Annotated in this window: 13 protein-coding genes; 6 read left to right on the forward strand and 7 right to left on the reverse strand. The window is 68.0% G+C overall.

Going from position 1 to position 13,898, the window contains the following annotated elements:
* Positions 1-25 precede the first annotated feature (25 nt).
* Positions 26-1,210, reverse strand: coding sequence for an SO2930 family diheme c-type cytochrome (locus CSC70_RS05840; RefSeq protein ID WP_246189333.1), 1,185 nt, complete (start codon positions 1,208-1,210; stop codon positions 26-28).
* Positions 1,203-2,429, reverse strand: a complete 1,227-nt coding sequence (locus CSC70_RS05845; RefSeq protein ID WP_162455716.1) for a parallel beta-helix domain-containing protein — start codon at positions 2,427-2,429, stop codon at positions 1,203-1,205. The genes CSC70_RS05840 and CSC70_RS05845 overlap by 8 nt, the downstream gene beginning before the upstream one ends.
* 145 nt (positions 2,430-2,574) lie before the next feature.
* On the opposite strand from CSC70_RS05845, the gene CSC70_RS05850 reads away from it, so the two are divergent.
* The gene (locus CSC70_RS05850; RefSeq protein ID WP_162455717.1) at positions 2,575-3,621 is read left to right on the forward strand and encodes an AraC family transcriptional regulator; all 1,047 of its coding nucleotides are present in this window, start codon (positions 2,575-2,577) and stop codon (positions 3,619-3,621) included.
* A gap of 21 nt (positions 3,622-3,642) precedes the next feature.
* Here the strand turns inward: CSC70_RS05850 and CSC70_RS05855 are convergent, their stop codons facing one another.
* The 5 genes from CSC70_RS05855 to CSC70_RS05875 all read right to left on the reverse strand — a co-directional run bounded on the left by CSC70_RS05855 (position 3,643) and on the right by CSC70_RS05875 (position 8,321).
* The gene (locus tag CSC70_RS05855) at positions 3,643-4,026 is read right to left on the reverse strand and encodes a RidA family protein (protein WP_162455718.1); all 384 of its coding nucleotides are present in this window, start codon (positions 4,024-4,026) and stop codon (positions 3,643-3,645) included.
* Between the two features lie 84 nt (positions 4,027-4,110).
* On the reverse strand, positions 4,111-6,282 hold the full coding sequence (locus tag CSC70_RS05860) for a RelA/SpoT family protein (protein WP_162455719.1): 2,172 nt from the start codon (positions 6,280-6,282) through the stop codon (positions 4,111-4,113).
* A 120-nt stretch (positions 6,283-6,402) separates the two neighbouring features.
* Complete coding sequence (rpoZ, locus tag CSC70_RS05865) at positions 6,403-6,702, reverse strand: DNA-directed RNA polymerase subunit omega (RefSeq protein ID WP_162455720.1); 300 nt, start codon at positions 6,700-6,702, stop codon at positions 6,403-6,405.
* A 141-nt stretch (positions 6,703-6,843) separates the two neighbouring features.
* Positions 6,844-7,458 (reverse strand): guanylate kinase, encoded by a 615-nt coding sequence (gene gmk / locus CSC70_RS05870; protein WP_162455844.1) that lies wholly within the window; start codon positions 7,456-7,458, stop codon positions 6,844-6,846.
* Positions 7,459-7,460: 2 nt separating this feature from the next.
* Positions 7,461-8,321: a YicC/YloC family endoribonuclease gene (locus CSC70_RS05875; protein ID WP_162455721.1), complete on the reverse strand. Its 861-nt coding sequence runs from the start codon at positions 8,319-8,321 to the stop codon at positions 7,461-7,463.
* A gap of 66 nt (positions 8,322-8,387) precedes the next feature.
* Between CSC70_RS05875 and rph the strand changes: the two genes are divergently transcribed.
* The 5 genes from rph (at position 8,388) to CSC70_RS05900 (ending at position 13,842) form a co-directional block, all read left to right on the forward strand.
* Complete coding sequence (rph, locus tag CSC70_RS05880; protein WP_162455722.1) at positions 8,388-9,113, forward strand: ribonuclease PH; 726 nt, start codon at positions 8,388-8,390, stop codon at positions 9,111-9,113.
* An 11-nt stretch (positions 9,114-9,124) separates the two neighbouring features.
* Positions 9,125-9,718: an RdgB/HAM1 family non-canonical purine NTP pyrophosphatase gene (gene rdgB, locus CSC70_RS05885; protein ID WP_162455723.1), complete on the forward strand. Its 594-nt coding sequence runs from the start codon at positions 9,125-9,127 to the stop codon at positions 9,716-9,718.
* A gap of 64 nt (positions 9,719-9,782) precedes the next feature.
* Positions 9,783-10,961 carry a radical SAM family heme chaperone HemW gene (hemW, locus tag CSC70_RS05890; RefSeq protein ID WP_162455724.1) on the forward strand — a complete coding sequence of 393 codons (1,179 nt, stop codon included), beginning with the start codon at positions 9,783-9,785 and terminating at the stop codon, positions 10,959-10,961.
* Between the two features lie 92 nt (positions 10,962-11,053).
* The gene (locus CSC70_RS05895) at positions 11,054-13,495 is read left to right on the forward strand and encodes a DUF1631 domain-containing protein (protein WP_162455725.1); all 2,442 of its coding nucleotides are present in this window, start codon (positions 11,054-11,056) and stop codon (positions 13,493-13,495) included.
* Positions 13,492-13,842: a PilZ domain-containing protein gene (locus tag CSC70_RS05900; RefSeq protein ID WP_162455726.1), complete on the forward strand. Its 351-nt coding sequence runs from the start codon at positions 13,492-13,494 to the stop codon at positions 13,840-13,842. The genes CSC70_RS05895 and CSC70_RS05900 overlap by 4 nt, the downstream gene beginning before the upstream one ends.
* The last annotated feature ends 56 nt before the right edge of the window (positions 13,843-13,898 follow it).

The raw sequence follows: 13,898 nt of genomic DNA on the forward strand, positions 1-13,898 counted from the left end.
CCCTCCCAGAAGCGTGGTATTTCGGTTATCCGTTCGTGTCGTCGGCGGAAATCCTGTCCGCCGCCATATCGTCGCAACTGCTGCGCTGGGCCTGGATCCAGGCATTGATCAGTTCCACGCCCTCGCGATGGGTCACCGAGCGACCGACCTCCGGCATCATTTCGCCCGGGTCGGTGCTCTGCATGCGGAAGCTGAGGATCGACGCCGCGGCATCGCCCGGCTCGATATCGTGTCGGCGGTTGCCAGTGCCGCGACCGGCAGCGATCGGCAGCTTGCAGAAGCCCAGCTTGTGGCGGTCCTCGGTCCGCGCATCCAGGAACAAACCCGACGTAATGGCCGCGCCGGTGGGGCTGTGGCAATGGCCGCAGTTGATGTCCAGATAAGCGCGCGCGCGCTGTTCGAGGCTGGCGTGGCCGGCATCGGCGGCGTCGGCATTGCGCGGCGCCTGCGCCGGATCGGGCGCGCCGCTCAGGTAGCCGATGCGGGTCAGATGGGTCAACTGGTTCTCGCGGCCGTCGGCATAGTCGAAGTCGCGGTTCAGGTGCCTGGCCCTGGGCCCGATCGGCGACAGCAACCGCGAACGATTGTCGGTGATGTGGCAGCCGCCGCACTGGTTCTGGTCCGGCACCTGGTAAGGCAGGGCCTCGCGGCTGCCATCGGCGGCGACCAGCTCCAGGTCAACCAGATCGCCGGTGCGCTTGAGCACCGCGTCGGTTTGGGCGTCGTTCCATACGTACGGCAGCGCGATCCAACCGTCCTGACGATGCACCAGCAGGCGCGTCTCGACCAGCCGCACCTTCGACAGCTCGAGGCTCTCGCCTTTCAGCACGCTGTCCGACGGCGGCCTGCGCGCCACCGACTTGCCGTCCCAGGCCTGCCCCGCCGGCAGCGGGTAGTAGAAGGTCTTGCTGATGATGGTGCCGACCGGGAAGTCGAAGGCCTCGTAATCGCGGTACTGCGCCGAGCTGCCTTCCGGCATCCAGATCGTCCGCAGCTTGTGCGCGTAATCGGTGAACAGCGGCGTGTTGAGGTCGTACGGAACCACGCCGGCATTCAGGCGCAGGCGTCCCTGCTCGACATCGAGCACATGCCAGTCGCTCAGTTTCGGCGGCATGCCATCGGCGAAGAAGTTCACCGAAGGCTGGCGGCCGCACCCGGCCAGCAGCATCAGCAACAGCAGCGCTGCGGCCAGACGCACGCGATCAACCACGCTTCAGGTCCACGGCCGGCAGTCTGGGCAGGTCGCAGGCGAACGGTGCGGCGTCCTTGTTCGGGTTCTTGTAGCCGCCGGGGCCATCGGCGTCGATCACGCCGCTGACGTCGCGCAGGCAGATTTCCGGGCCGACCGCCTGGTCATCGACCTTGCGGTCGGCGTTGTAGTAGCCGTCCCACAGCACGTCGGGCAGGCTGCCGCGCAGGCCGTACAGCGCGATCCTCAGCGCCTTCAGGTCCAGGCCGTCGGGCGAATCTCCGCCACCGGACAGGGTGTTGCCGTGCACGTAGACGCGCTCGGGATACGGGTCGAAGCTGTCGGACGTGGTCGAGTCCTTGTAGCCGGTCGAATACACGCTGGAGATGATGATGTTGGCGGTGGCGTTGTCGCGGATCTCGTTGTCGAAGATCTCGATGTCGTCGTTGGAATTGACCACCACCCCGGAACCGGCCGGCACGCTGGCCACCGGCGTGCCTTCGGCGCCGAAGTTCTCGTGATTGTTGGCCACCACCTGGTTGTCGTAGACGCGGATGTTGCCGCCCTGCTGCGACAGCCCGGGCATGTTGAATACCAGGATGCCGCCGGTGTTGCCGGTGGCGACGTTCTCGTACACGTCGGCGTTGCGGGTGTTCTCGACCTCGATCCCGGCCACGTTCTGCTCGGCACGGTTGCGACGGACGATGACGCCGTCGGACTGGCCGACATAGATGCCGGCGTCGGAAGCACCGATCGCCACGCTGTCCTCGATCAGCACGTTCTTTGTCAGCACCGGATACAGCCCGTAGCCGCCGTTGTCGGTGCTGGGGCCACCGGTCCATTCGACCTTGACCTTGCGGATGGTGATGTTTTCCGACTCGCTGATCTTCAGGCCGTCGCCGCGCGAATCCTGGATGGTCAGGTCTTCGATCAGGAAATCGTCGCCGTTGACCAGCAGGCCCTCGGCGCCGGCCTTCTGCCCCTTGAAGCTCAGCACGGTCTGGTCCATACCGGCGCCGCGCAGGGTCACCCCGCTGGCGCGCAGGGTCAGGCTGCGGTCGAAACGGTAGGTGCCGGCCGGAATCTCGATGACGTCGCCCGGCTTGGCGTCGAGCAGGCGCTCGTGCAGTTGCTGGGCGTAATCGGCATCGCCGCTCGCGGCCGGTGCCTGGCCGGCGGATTCGGGCTTGCAGGCAGCCAAGGCCAGCAGCAGACCGATCGTCAGGATGTTGCGTTGCATGTCGTCCTCCCGAAATGCGGCGACCGCGCGGCCACCATACGCCAGCGAATACTGGAAACCCGCAGTTTTGCCGCAGGGCCGCGTGCAACATAGGGCGGAACCGGCATACTAGGGGGGGCAAAGCGGACAAGCTGGAGGGGCCAGCGTGGATCAGCACATCGAAGCGGGCAACGACCGGCGTCTGGTCGCGGCCAATCTGCCGACCAATATGCTGTGCAGTCTGGTGCTGCTGGCCGAGGAACAGGGAATCGATTGCCAGCCCTGGTTCGCCGGCCTGCGCCTGAGTCCGGGCGAAACCTGCGACCCGCAAGTCCGCGTGTCCTACCGCCAGGCCGCCACCGTCATCCGCCGCGCCCTGCGCAGCCTGCCGGCGCCGGCGCCCGGGCTGGCAATCGGGGCCAGGCAGAACGGCAGCAACTTCGGCCTGCTCGGCCTGGCGATGCGGATGGCGCGCGATTTCGGCGAGGCGGTGCGGATCGGCCTGGACTTCCAGCAGAACCAGGGCCCGCTGCTCGACCTGCGGCTGGACGATGTCGACGGGCAACACGTGGCGGTCACCGCCACGCCGCCGCTGAAGGTACCGGAGATCCTGCCATTCCTGTGCGAGGAAATGTTCTCCAGCCTGCTGATGCTGGCGCGCGAACTGACCGACTCACGCTTCGCGCCCACGCGGGTCGAACTGGCCTACCCGGCGCCGGCGCATGCCGGGCAGTATCGGGAGCTGTTCGGATGCCCGGTGCTGTTCGATCAGTCCCACAACCGGCTGGTGCTGGAACGGCGCTGGCTGTCGCTGCCGTTTCCGCACCACAACCCGGTCAGTTCGCGACAGGCGCTGGCGATGTGCCAGGCGCAGATGGCCACGACCCAGGGCAACGCCGGGGAAACCATCGCCGCGGTCGAGCGTCAGCTGCGTCCGCGCCTGCGCGAGAACCCGAAGATGGACGACATCGCCACCCGCCTGCACCTGAGCGGACGCACCCTGCGCCGGCGGCTGGCGGAAGAAGGCCAGTGCTACAGCGACATCCACGACCGCGTGCGCACCGAACGTGCGCTGGAACTGCTGGAGAACCACAAGCTGGGCATCGCCCAGGTTGGCAGCCAGCTGGGCTTCAACGATGCGCGCGAGTTCCGCCGCGCCTTCAAGCGCTGGACCGGGCACACACCCAGCCAGGCGCGCACGCTGGCAAATTGATCGCGGCGCCGGGAACGGACCTCAGCCCAGCACCATCGTCGCTTCGACTTCGAAGCCCACGCCCTTGGGCAGGGCCGCGACCTGGATCGTCGAGCGTGCCGGATACGGCGCCTGGAAGTATTCCTGCATCACCGCATTGACCGCGGCGAACTCGCCCAGGTCGGTAAGGAACAGGCCGAGGCGGACGATCCGGTCGAGCGAGCCACCGGCCGCCTCGGCCACCGCCTTCAGGTTGTCGAAGGCGCGCCGCGCCTGCGCGTCGATGCCGCCGGCGACCACCTCGCCGGTCGCGGGGTCGAGCGGAATCTGTCCGGAGAAATACACCGTGTCGCCGACCCGCACCGCCTGCGAATACGGGCCAATGGCGGCCGGAGCCTGTTCGGTGTGGACGATCTGCTTGCTCATGCTGGGCACTCCGGAAGCTGGCTCTGAAACTTGGCATTCTACCGGCGTCCCGCCATCCGTGACCGCCCTTGCCTGCGCGTGCGCCTACAACTGCCGGCGCACGCCGCTGACCACATGCAGGCGGCGCAGGCGGCGCATGACCTCGGCCAGGTGGTTGCGGTCGCGGACCTGGATCGAGAAGCGCAGCACCGCCGCGTGCATGTCGCGCTCGAGGTATTCGACGCGGTCGATGTTGGACTGGCTCTGCGCCACCGCCGCGGCCACCTGCGCCAGCACCCCGGTGCGGTTCTCCACGTCGATCAGCAGCGCGGCGTCGAAATCGCCGCTGACGTTCGGGTCCCAGGCAATCGGCACCCAGCGGTCCGGCGACTTGCGGAACTCGGCCACGTTTGGGCAATCCAGCCGGTGCACGACCACGCCCTTGCCGGCGGTGTGATAGCCCATGATCTCGTCGCCGGGGATCGGCAGGCAGCACTGGGCGAAGCTGACCACCCCGCGCTCGCTGCCGGTGATCAATATCTTTTCCTGCGAATGCCGGGACTGGCTGCCACTGCGCAGTTCGGCGTAGGCGGTCAGCGCCTGCGCGGCCTGCGCCGGCATCCAGTTGCCCAGCGCCACGTCGGCCAGCAGCGCCTCCAGTCGCGGATAGCGGTGCTCGGCCAGGAACGCCTCCAGCCGCTGCTGCGGCAGCCGCTCCAGCGAGCTGTCCAGTTCTTCCAGCGCGCTGTCCAGCATGCGGTGGCCCAATTGCACCGCGTACTCGTGCTCGAGCTGCTTGAGCTGGTGGCGGATCGCCGTGCGCGCCTTGCTGGTGACGACGAATTCCAGCCACTGCGGCTTCGGCGTGGCCGACTTGGCGATGATGATTTCCACGCTCTGTCCGCTGACCAACTTGGTGCGCAGCGGCGCCAGCTTCTTGTCCACCCGCGCGGCCACTGCCCGGTTGCCGATGTCGGTGTGCACGGCATAGGCGAAGTCGAGCGCGGTGGAATTGCGCGGCAACGACAGGATCTTGCCCTTGGGCGTGAACACGTAGACCTCGTCCGGGAACAGGTCGACCTTGACGTTGTCGAGGAATTCCAGCGAAGAACCGGCGGCGCGCTGATTCTCGATCAGTTCGACGATCCAGGCATGAGCGCGGCTCTGCGCGCTGTTCGGCGCCTCCGCACCGAACTTGTAGCTCCAGTGCGCGGCGATTCCGCGTTCGGCGATCAGGTCCATTTCCTCGGTGCGGATCTGCACCTCGATCGGCGAACCGTACGGGCCGAACAGCACCGTGTGCAGCGACTGGTAGCCGTTGGCCTTGGGAATGGCGATGAAATCGCGGAAACGCCCGTCCAGCGGCTTGTACTGCGCATGCACCGCGCCCAGCGCGTGGTAGCAGTCCGGCACCGAGCCGACCACCACCCGGAAACCGAACACGTCCATGACCTGGTCGAAGCTCTTTCCTTCCGCATGCATCTTGTTGTAGATGCTCCACGGGGTCTTGATCCGGCTGATCAGGCGATGGTCGATGCCTTCCTTGGCCAGGCTCTGCGACAGCTGCACCTCGATCTGCGCCATCGCCTCGCGCCGTACCACCGGCCGGCTGCGGATGTGCTTGTCGATGACCGCATGCCGCCACGGGAACATCGCACGGAAGCTGAGGTCCTGCAGTTCCGACTTGACCAGGTTCATCCCCAGCCGCTGGGCGATCGGCGCGTAGATGTCCAGCGTCTCGCGCGCAATGCGCCGGCGCGCGTCCGGACTCTGCGCGCCCAGCGTGCGCATGTTGTGCAGGCGGTCGGCCAGCTTGATCATGATCACGCGCAGGTCGCGCGACATCGCCAGCAGCATCTTGCGGAAGCTTTCGGCCGCGGCCTCCTGGCGGTCGCGGAACTTCAGCTTGTCCAGCTTGGTGACGCCCTCGACCAGCTCGGCGACCGTCTCGCCGAACTCGGCGACGATCTCGGCATGGGTCAGCGGGGTGTCCTCGATGGTGTCGTGCAGGATCGCCGCGATCAGCGTTTCGGTATCCAGCCCCAGTTCGGCCAGCACCCCGGCCACCGCCACCGGATGGGTGATGTACGCCTCGCCGGACTTGCGCAACTGGCCCTCGTGCGCGGCGGCGCCCACTTGCCAGGCCCGTCGCAGCTGCGCCAGCTGCTCGGCGGACAGGTAGGACGCGGCGCGCTCCAGCTTGCGGACGTACTCGGGCACGCCCTCCGGTTCGGAAGCATGCGGCGGCACGGCGTTGGCGGAACGGCCCGGACTCATGCCCGAAGCCTATGCCAGCGCCGGATGGACGGCAACGCCGGCCGCCGCCGCCGGGCTTCGCAAACGCGAACGGCCCGCATCAGGCGGGCCGTCCTTGATCGGGCAAATGCGGTGCCGGGATCAATCGTCGTTCTTCGACATGTCCTCGTCGGCGACCACTTCGGCGGCGGCCCATTCCATCGCCTCGCGCTCGGCACGCTCGCGTTCGGCCTTCTCGACCTGCTCGATCAAGTCGTCATCGATGCTGCGCGCGGCGATCTCGCGCAGCGCCAGCACGGTCGGCTTGTCCTCGGATTCGCTGTTGTCCAGGGTCGGCTCGACGCCGTTGGCCAGCTGGCGGGCGCGCTTGGCGGCCATCATGACCAGCTCGAAACGGTTGTCGACGACTTCCAGGCAATCTTCTACGGTGATGCGGGCCATGCGGGCTCCCGGCGGCCGGCCGGCCGCGCGACAAGTAAAGGGAAAGGGCGCGGATTGTAGTCCGGGAAGCCTCCCGGGGCAAGCAGTCCCTTTTCAATCAGCCACTTGCAGGGCTTTCCGATGCCTGCGGCCGGGCCCGGCTCAGCCGTCCAGCAGGGTCCGGATCAGCCCAGCGTGACGCTCGGCCTGCCGCGTCCGGCGCAGGCGGCTGGCGGTAAAGATCGCCTGCATCTCGTCCACCGCGCGTTCGAACACCTCGTTGACGATGACGAAGTCGAACTCGCCATAGTGCGACATCTCCTCGCGGGCATTGGCCATGCGCCGGGCGATCACGTCCTCGCTGTCCTGGCCGCGCTTGCGCATGCGTTGCTCCAGCGCGTCGCGCGACGGCGGCAGAATGAACACCCCGACCGCGTCGGGCACCTTGGCCTTGACCTGCTGCGCGCCCTGCCAGTCGATCTCCAGCAGCACGTCCTTGCCGGCGGCCAGCTGCGGCTCCAACGACTGCCGCGCCGTGCCCTTCCAGTCGCCGTGGACACGCGCGTACTCGAAAAAATCGCCGGCATCGATCATGCGCCGGAACTCGTCCTCGCCGACGAAGTGGTAGTGCTCTGCATGCCGTTCGCCGGGGCGCGGCGCGCGCGAAGTGAAGGAGATCGACAGCGCGATCTGCGGGTCGCGCGCCAGCACCGCGTTGACGATGCTGGATTTGCCGGCGCCCGACGGCGCGGCGACGATGTACAGGGTTCCGCGCATGTTCATTCGATGTTCTGCGCCTGCTCGCGAATCTGGTCGATCAGCACCTTCAGCTCGACCGCGATGTTGGTGGTGCGCACATCGACCGACTTGGAACCCAGAGTGTTGGCCTCGCGGTTGAATTCCTGCAGCAAGAAGTCGAGCCGGCGGCCGACCGGCCCGCCCTGCTTCAGCACGCGGCGGATCTCGGCGACATGGCTATCCAGGCGATCCAACTCCTCATCCACGTCCAGCTTCTGCAGCCACAGCACCAGTTCCTGCTCGACCCGGCCGGGATCGGCGTCCTGGGCCAGGTCGGCCAGCCTGGCCTGCAGCTTCTGCCGCTGGCCGCTGCGAATGTCGGGGATCAGTTCGCGCACGGCGGCTGCCTGCGCGGCGATACCGTCCACGCGTTCGGCGATTGCCGCGGCCAGCTTGCCGCCCTCGCGTTCGCGCGCGGCGAGGAACTGGTCGAGCAGTTCGTCCAGCAAGGTGAATACCGCCGCCTGCAGCGCATCGGCATCCAGCGCCCGGCTCTGCAACAGGCCGGGAAACTGCAACAGGCCGGCCAGGTCGGTCTGCACGCCGGGAAAGCGCGCCGCCAGGTCCAGCGACAGTTCGGCCAGTTGCGCGACCCGGGCCGGGTCCAGCCGCAACGCGGCGCCGCCATCGCCCATGCGCAGGCGCAGGCTGAAATCCAGCTTGCCGCGATTGACACGCGCGGCGATGCGTTCGCGCAGCTGCGGCTCGAATACGCGCAACTCCTCCGGCAGCCGCAGACCGAGTTCGAGGAAGCGGTGGTTGACCGAGCGCAGTTCGCCGACCAGTGCGTCGCCTTCGATGGCGCGCTCGACGGCGGCGTAGGCGGTCATGCTGCGGATCATGCGGTTTCCCGATCGGTGGCGCGGAAGCGAATGGTAACCTAGCGCGCCCCGTTGCCGGATTTCCGCATGAGCTTCTCCCGCCCCAGTGGCCGCGCCGCCGACCAGCTCCGCACGGTCGCGATCCAGCGCGGCTTCACCCGCCATGCCGAGGGTTCGGTGCTGATTTCCTTCGGCGACACCCGCGTGCTGTGCACGGCCAGCGTGGAGAACCGCGTTCCCGCCTTCCTGCGCGGCAAGGGCGAAGGCTGGGTCACCGCCGAGTACGGCATGCTGCCGCGCTCCACCCATACCCGCAGTGATCGCGAAGCCGCGCGCGGCAAGCAGGGCGGGCGCACGCTGGAAATCCAGCGCCTGATCGGCCGCGCGCTGCGCGCCTGCGTCGATCGCGGCGCGCTGGGCGAACGCACCATCACCCTGGACTGCGATGTGCTTCAGGCCGACGGCGGCACCCGCACCGCCGCCATCACCGGCGCCTACGTCGCCCTGGTCGACGCGGTGAACCGGCTGTTGGCGGGCGGCGAACTCAAGCGCAATCCGATCCTCGGCGCGGTCGCTGCGGTTTCGGTCGGCGTGTACCGCGGCGTGCCGGTGCTGGACCTGGATTACGCCGAGGACAGCGACTGCGACACCGACATGAACGTGGTCATGAACGACGGCGGCGGCTTCATCGAGCTGCAAGGCACCGCCGAGGGCCATGCCTTCCGCCGCGACGAACTGGACGCGTTGCTCGGACTGGCGCAGACGGGCGTCGGGGAGCTGCTGGCCGCACAACAGGCGGCGCTGGCCGGCTGAGCACCCGCGCGATGAAACTGGTCCTGGCCTCGTCCAATGCCGGCAAGCTGGCCGAATTGCGCGAACTGCTGGCCGACGACGGCATCGAACTGGTCGCGCAGGGCGACTTGGGCGTGGACGATGCCGAGGAAACCGGGCTGAGCTTCGTCGAGAACGCGCTGCTGAAGGCGCGGCATGCCGCACGCGCGACCGGGCTGGCGGCGATCGGCGACGACTCCGGCCTGTGCGTGGATGCGCTGGGCGGTGCGCCGGGCCTGTATTCGGCTCGCTACGCCGGCACCCACGGCGATGCGCAGGCCAATATCGACAGGTTGCTGGAGCAGCTGCGCGACGTGCCGGAAGACGGACGCACGGCGCAGTTCCATTGCGTGCTGGTACTGGTCCGCCATGCCAAGGACCCGCGCCCGCTGATCGCCGAAGGCGAATGGCGCGGGCGCATCCTGTCGGCGCGCAGCGGCGAAGGCGGCTTCGGCTACGACCCGGTGTTCTTCGACCCGGCACATGATTGCTCTGCCGCGCAGATGCCTTCGGCGCTGAAGAACTGCCTGAGCCACCGCGGACAAGCGCTGGCGGCATTGAAGCTCAAGCTGGCGCACCTGCAGTAGCAGCGGCGCAAGCCGCGAGAGGCTTTCATGGGAAAGCTCCATCGCGGCTTACGCCACTCCTACAATGGCCGCCATGCTGATCCCGCCGCCGCTGTCGCTGTACGTGCACCTGCCCTGGTGCGTGCGCAAATGCCCGTACTGCGATTTCAATTCGCACGAAGGGCGCGGTCCGCTGCCGTTCGCCGAGTATGTCGATGCGCTGATCCGCGACCTGGATTTCGACCTGCCGCTGGTCTGGGGCCGCAGCGTGCACAGCGTGTTCTTCGGCGGCGGCACCCCCAGCCTGTTCCCGGCCGAGCAGATCGACCGCTTCCTGCAGGCGGCCAGCAACCGGCTGCGTTTCGCTCCCGACTGCGAAATCACCTTGGAGACCAACCCCGGCACCGCCGAGCACGGCCGCTTCCACGACTATCGCCGCGCCGGGGTCAACCGGATCAGCTTCGGCATCCAGAGTTTCGACGATGGCTGCCTGCGGCGGCTGGGCCGCATCCACGACAGCGCCGAAGCCGGGCACGCGGTGAAACTGGCCCAGGACGCCGGCCTGGACAACCTCAATCTGGACCTGATGTACGCCCTGCCGGAACAGACCCTGGCGATGGCCGAGGCCGACCTGGAACGCGCCTTCGCCCTGCAGCCGGCGCACGTCTCGCACTACCAGCTGACGCTGGAGCCGAACACGCTGTTCTTCGCCCGCCCGCCGCAGGACATTCCCGACGAGGATGCCGCCTGGGACATGCAGGAGCGCTGCCAGCAGCGGCTGGCCGATGCCGGTTATGCGCAGTACGAGACCAGCGCTTACGCCCGCCCCGACCGCCAATGCGCGCACAACCTGAACTACTGGCGCTTCGGCGACTACCTCGGGATCGGCGCCGGTGCCCACGGAAAACTCACATTAGGCAGCGAGCAGACGATCCTGCGCCGCTGGAAGCTGAAGCACCCGACCCGCTATCTGGCCGCGGCCGGCAGCGACGAAGCCCTCGGTGGCGATGAGCGCATCGCGCCGGAGCAGCGCCCGTTCGAATACATGCTCAATGCCCTGCGCCTGAATACGGGCTTCGACCTATCCGATTTCGAGCGCCGCAGCGGCTGTGGCCGCGACCTGATCGCTGGCGAACTGGCTACCGCCATCGCGCGCGGCTGGCTGCGCCGCGCCGGCGATCAGGTCGCTCCCACGGCGCTGGGCCGGCGGTTCGCCAACGATGTCATCTCGCTGTTCCTGGCGGCAGGCACACAGGAGCGGTAAGTCACATTACTGGCCACCATTCCCCCCTCGGCAGCGGCCGGATTCAGCCGGAATATGTTAAATAGACTCAAGGGGACAAGCCGCAGCATTTCATGCCGACCAATCAACCACCAAACCGCCCGGCGCCGGCCGAGATTCCGAAACCGGTACGGAAAATCCTTGATGCGTACTCGACGACGGTTTCGACCGATCTGAGCGAGCGCATCAACGGTACCCTGACCGAACTCGAGCACCAGCTGTTCAAGTTGGCCGAACGGGCGCACAACAACGACCGTCAGGCCGAGTTGATGGCCAACCTGCATGCGTTGCGGCTGCACCGCAGCAACCTGCTGCCGAACATGCTGGCGACGCTGGACGCGCAGCTGGCAACGATCCGCGAACTGCCGGCCCAGCCCGACAACGTCGATGCCGACCCGATCGAATACCGGACCCTGACCCTAGTCGAAGACGCGACCATGGACCTGGAGATCGCCCTGCGCGAAATCGTCCGTCGCCACGAGACCCGGGCGCATACCCCGCTGTACCTGCTGGGTCAGCGCTTCGGCGTGCTGGCCGCGCAACCGGCCTTCTCGGCCACCCGCATTCCGGCCGGCCCGCAATCGCTGGCCAATGCCCTGCGCGATTCGATCCCGGTGCTGCAGCTGGATCTGGAATCGCAGCTGCTGCTGTTCCGGGTGTTCGAACAGCGCGGCATGGCCGAGTACGCCGGCTGGATCGACGCTCTCAACGAACTGCTCGCCGAACAGGGCGTGCTGCCCGGGCTGATCTACGCCCCGCAACGCAGCCGGACCCCGCAAGCCGCACGTCCGCGGGGGTCCAACAAGGCGCCGGCAAGCGCCGGAACCCATGCCGCCGACGGCAACCGGCCGATGACCGGCTGGCACGGACAATCCTCGCCCTCGGCCTGGACCCCGCTGACCTCACCCGCGGGCGGCGCCCGTCCGGGCCCGGCCTCCGCACCTTCCGCCCCCGCCGCGGACATGACCTCCTTCGCCACCCTGCAGCAACTGCTGTCCGGACGGCGCGCCGCCACTGCGCAGGCAGGCGGCGGCGTGAGTAATGCTGGAGGCGGTACGACTGGTGGTGGTGCGGGCGGCACGGCTGGTGGCGCCGTCAGTGTTGGCGGCGGTGGCACCGGCGGAAGCGGTGGTGGCAATGCCAGCGATCTTGCCGGCAGCGGCGGTGGAGTGGCCTTCGATGGCTCCGAGGGTTCGGCCGCCGATGGCGCGCTCGCCATTCCGACCCGGGAGGTGCTGACCACGTTGCGCGCGTTGCAGGCGCAGCCGGTGCGCATGGTGCCCGGGCAGCGCCACCGCAGCCTGCGCGACGTGCAGGCCGGCTTGCTGCAGCAGATGCGCGAGCAGCACGGCCCGCAGGCGACGATGGTGCAGGAGGACGCGGACACCTTCGAGCTGCTGGACCTGCTGTACAACGAAGTCGAGCGCGAAGTGCGCCGCGACGCACCGGCGGTCGAACTGCTGGTCCGCCTGCAGGTACCGATGGCGCAGGCCGCGCTGAACGACCGTTCGTTCTTCATCCGCCCGCAGCACCCGGCGCGCGAACTGGTCAACTCGGTGGCCGAATCCGGCGCCAACTGGCTGGACGAAGAAGAGGTCGATCCGATCCTGGTGCGCAAGCTGCAGGACGCGGTCGACCGGGTCGTGGCCGAATACACCGGCGAGGGCGAGGAGGTCTTCGAACAGGCCAACCGCGACATCCAGGACCACATGCAGGCGCAGGCGCGGCGCGCCGAGATTACCGAGCGCCGCCATGTCGAGGCCGCGCGCGGCAAGGACCGGCTGGAAATCGCCCGCCGCCGCGCCGCCGAAGCGATCGACTCGGCGCTGGAAGGCAAGCAGCCGCAGAAGTTCGTGCAGACGCTGATGCAGCAGGCCTGGGCCGACGCCCTGACCCTGACCCTGCTGCGCAACGGCGAAGGCTCGCCCGAGTGGACCCAGGTCAAGCAGGTGACCGAGCGCATCGCCGAGGCCGCCACCGCCGAGGACGCCGCCGCCAACGACCCCGAGCTGGCGCCGCAGATCGAAACCGCGCTGACCCAGGTCGGCTATCACGGCGACGAAGCCGCGGCCATCGCCGGCCGCCTGTCCGGCAGCGACAACGACGAAGGTCTGTCGCGCACCGAACTGGCGGCGAAGCTGAAGGAAAAGACCCGGCTTGGCGAGCAGGTCGCCAGCAAGCCGCAGAAGCTTCCGGAGCGCACGCCGCAGGAAGAAGAGTGCTACCGCTACCTGCGCACCCTGCCGTTCGGCACCTGGTTCGAGTTCGTCAGGAACCAGCAGGGCGACGTGACCCGGCAGCGGTTGTCGTGGTTCAGTCCGATCACCGACAACGCCCTGTTCGTCAACCAGCGCGGCCAGCGGATCGGCGAGCAGTCGCTGGACAGCCTGGCGCGGCTGATGGCGCGCGACCAGGCGCGGGTGGTCACCCAGGACAAGGGCCGTCTGATCGACCGTGCCTGGCAGGCCACGTTGCGCACACTGAAGCAACTGGCCGGCGGAGGAGACGAGGCATGAGCCAGGACCAGCGCCGCGCGATCCGCCACGATGTCCGCCAGCCGGTCCCGGTGACCGACACCATGACCGGCGATACCGTCGGCTTCGTCGCCAACATCTCCGAAACCGGCATGCTGCTCAACGCCGGCACTGCCCTGCGCGAGGACGCGCTGTACCAGCTGCACTTCCGGCTGCACGACAACGGCGGCAAGGAGTACGCCTTCAACGTCGGCTCGCATCTGCTGTGGCTGAGCGCGGCCAACACGCCGGGGCAATACTGGGCCGGCCTGCATTTCATCGCCATCAGCGACGAACAGATCGAATCGCTGCGCCGCTGGTCGGCATCGATGGCCAACAAGGCCGGCTGAACGCGCGACACCTGCGCGGCGCTGCAGCGGTGCCGCCGCTGCGGCAGAATGACGGC

The organism is Pseudoxanthomonas kalamensis DSM 18571 (assembly GCF_010211745.1).
Lineage (GTDB): Bacteria > Pseudomonadota > Gammaproteobacteria > Xanthomonadales > Xanthomonadaceae > Pseudoxanthomonas_A > Pseudoxanthomonas_A kalamensis.

Bases quoted from the DNA above. Each gene is read 5' to 3' on its own strand.
- CSC70_RS05845 (WP_162455716.1), bottom strand. From the start codon at position 2,429: ATGCAACGCAACATCCTGACGATCGGTCTGCTGCTGGCCTTGGCTGCC.
- CSC70_RS05855 (WP_162455718.1), bottom strand. From the start codon at position 4,026: ATGAGCAAGCAGATCGTCCACACCGAACAGGCTCCGGCCGCCATTGGC.
- CSC70_RS05860 (WP_162455719.1), bottom strand. From the start codon at position 6,282: ATGAGTCCGGGCCGTTCCGCCAACGCCGTGCCGCCGCATGCTTCCGAA.
- rpoZ (WP_162455720.1), bottom strand. From the start codon at position 6,702: ATGGCCCGCATCACCGTAGAAGATTGCCTGGAAGTCGTCGACAACCGT.
- gmk (WP_162455844.1), bottom strand. From the start codon at position 7,458: ATGCGCGGAACCCTGTACATCGTCGCCGCGCCGTCGGGCGCCGGCAAA.
- CSC70_RS05875 (WP_162455721.1), bottom strand. From the start codon at position 8,321: ATGATCCGCAGCATGACCGCCTACGCCGCCGTCGAGCGCGCCATCGAA.
- rph (WP_162455722.1), top strand. From the start codon at position 8,388: ATGAGCTTCTCCCGCCCCAGTGGCCGCGCCGCCGACCAGCTCCGCACG.
- rdgB (WP_162455723.1), top strand. From the start codon at position 9,125: ATGAAACTGGTCCTGGCCTCGTCCAATGCCGGCAAGCTGGCCGAATTG.
- hemW (WP_162455724.1), top strand. From the start codon at position 9,783: ATGGCCGCCATGCTGATCCCGCCGCCGCTGTCGCTGTACGTGCACCTG.
- CSC70_RS05895 (WP_162455725.1), top strand. From the start codon at position 11,054: ATGCCGACCAATCAACCACCAAACCGCCCGGCGCCGGCCGAGATTCCG.
- CSC70_RS05900 (WP_162455726.1), top strand. From the start codon at position 13,492: ATGAGCCAGGACCAGCGCCGCGCGATCCGCCACGATGTCCGCCAGCCG.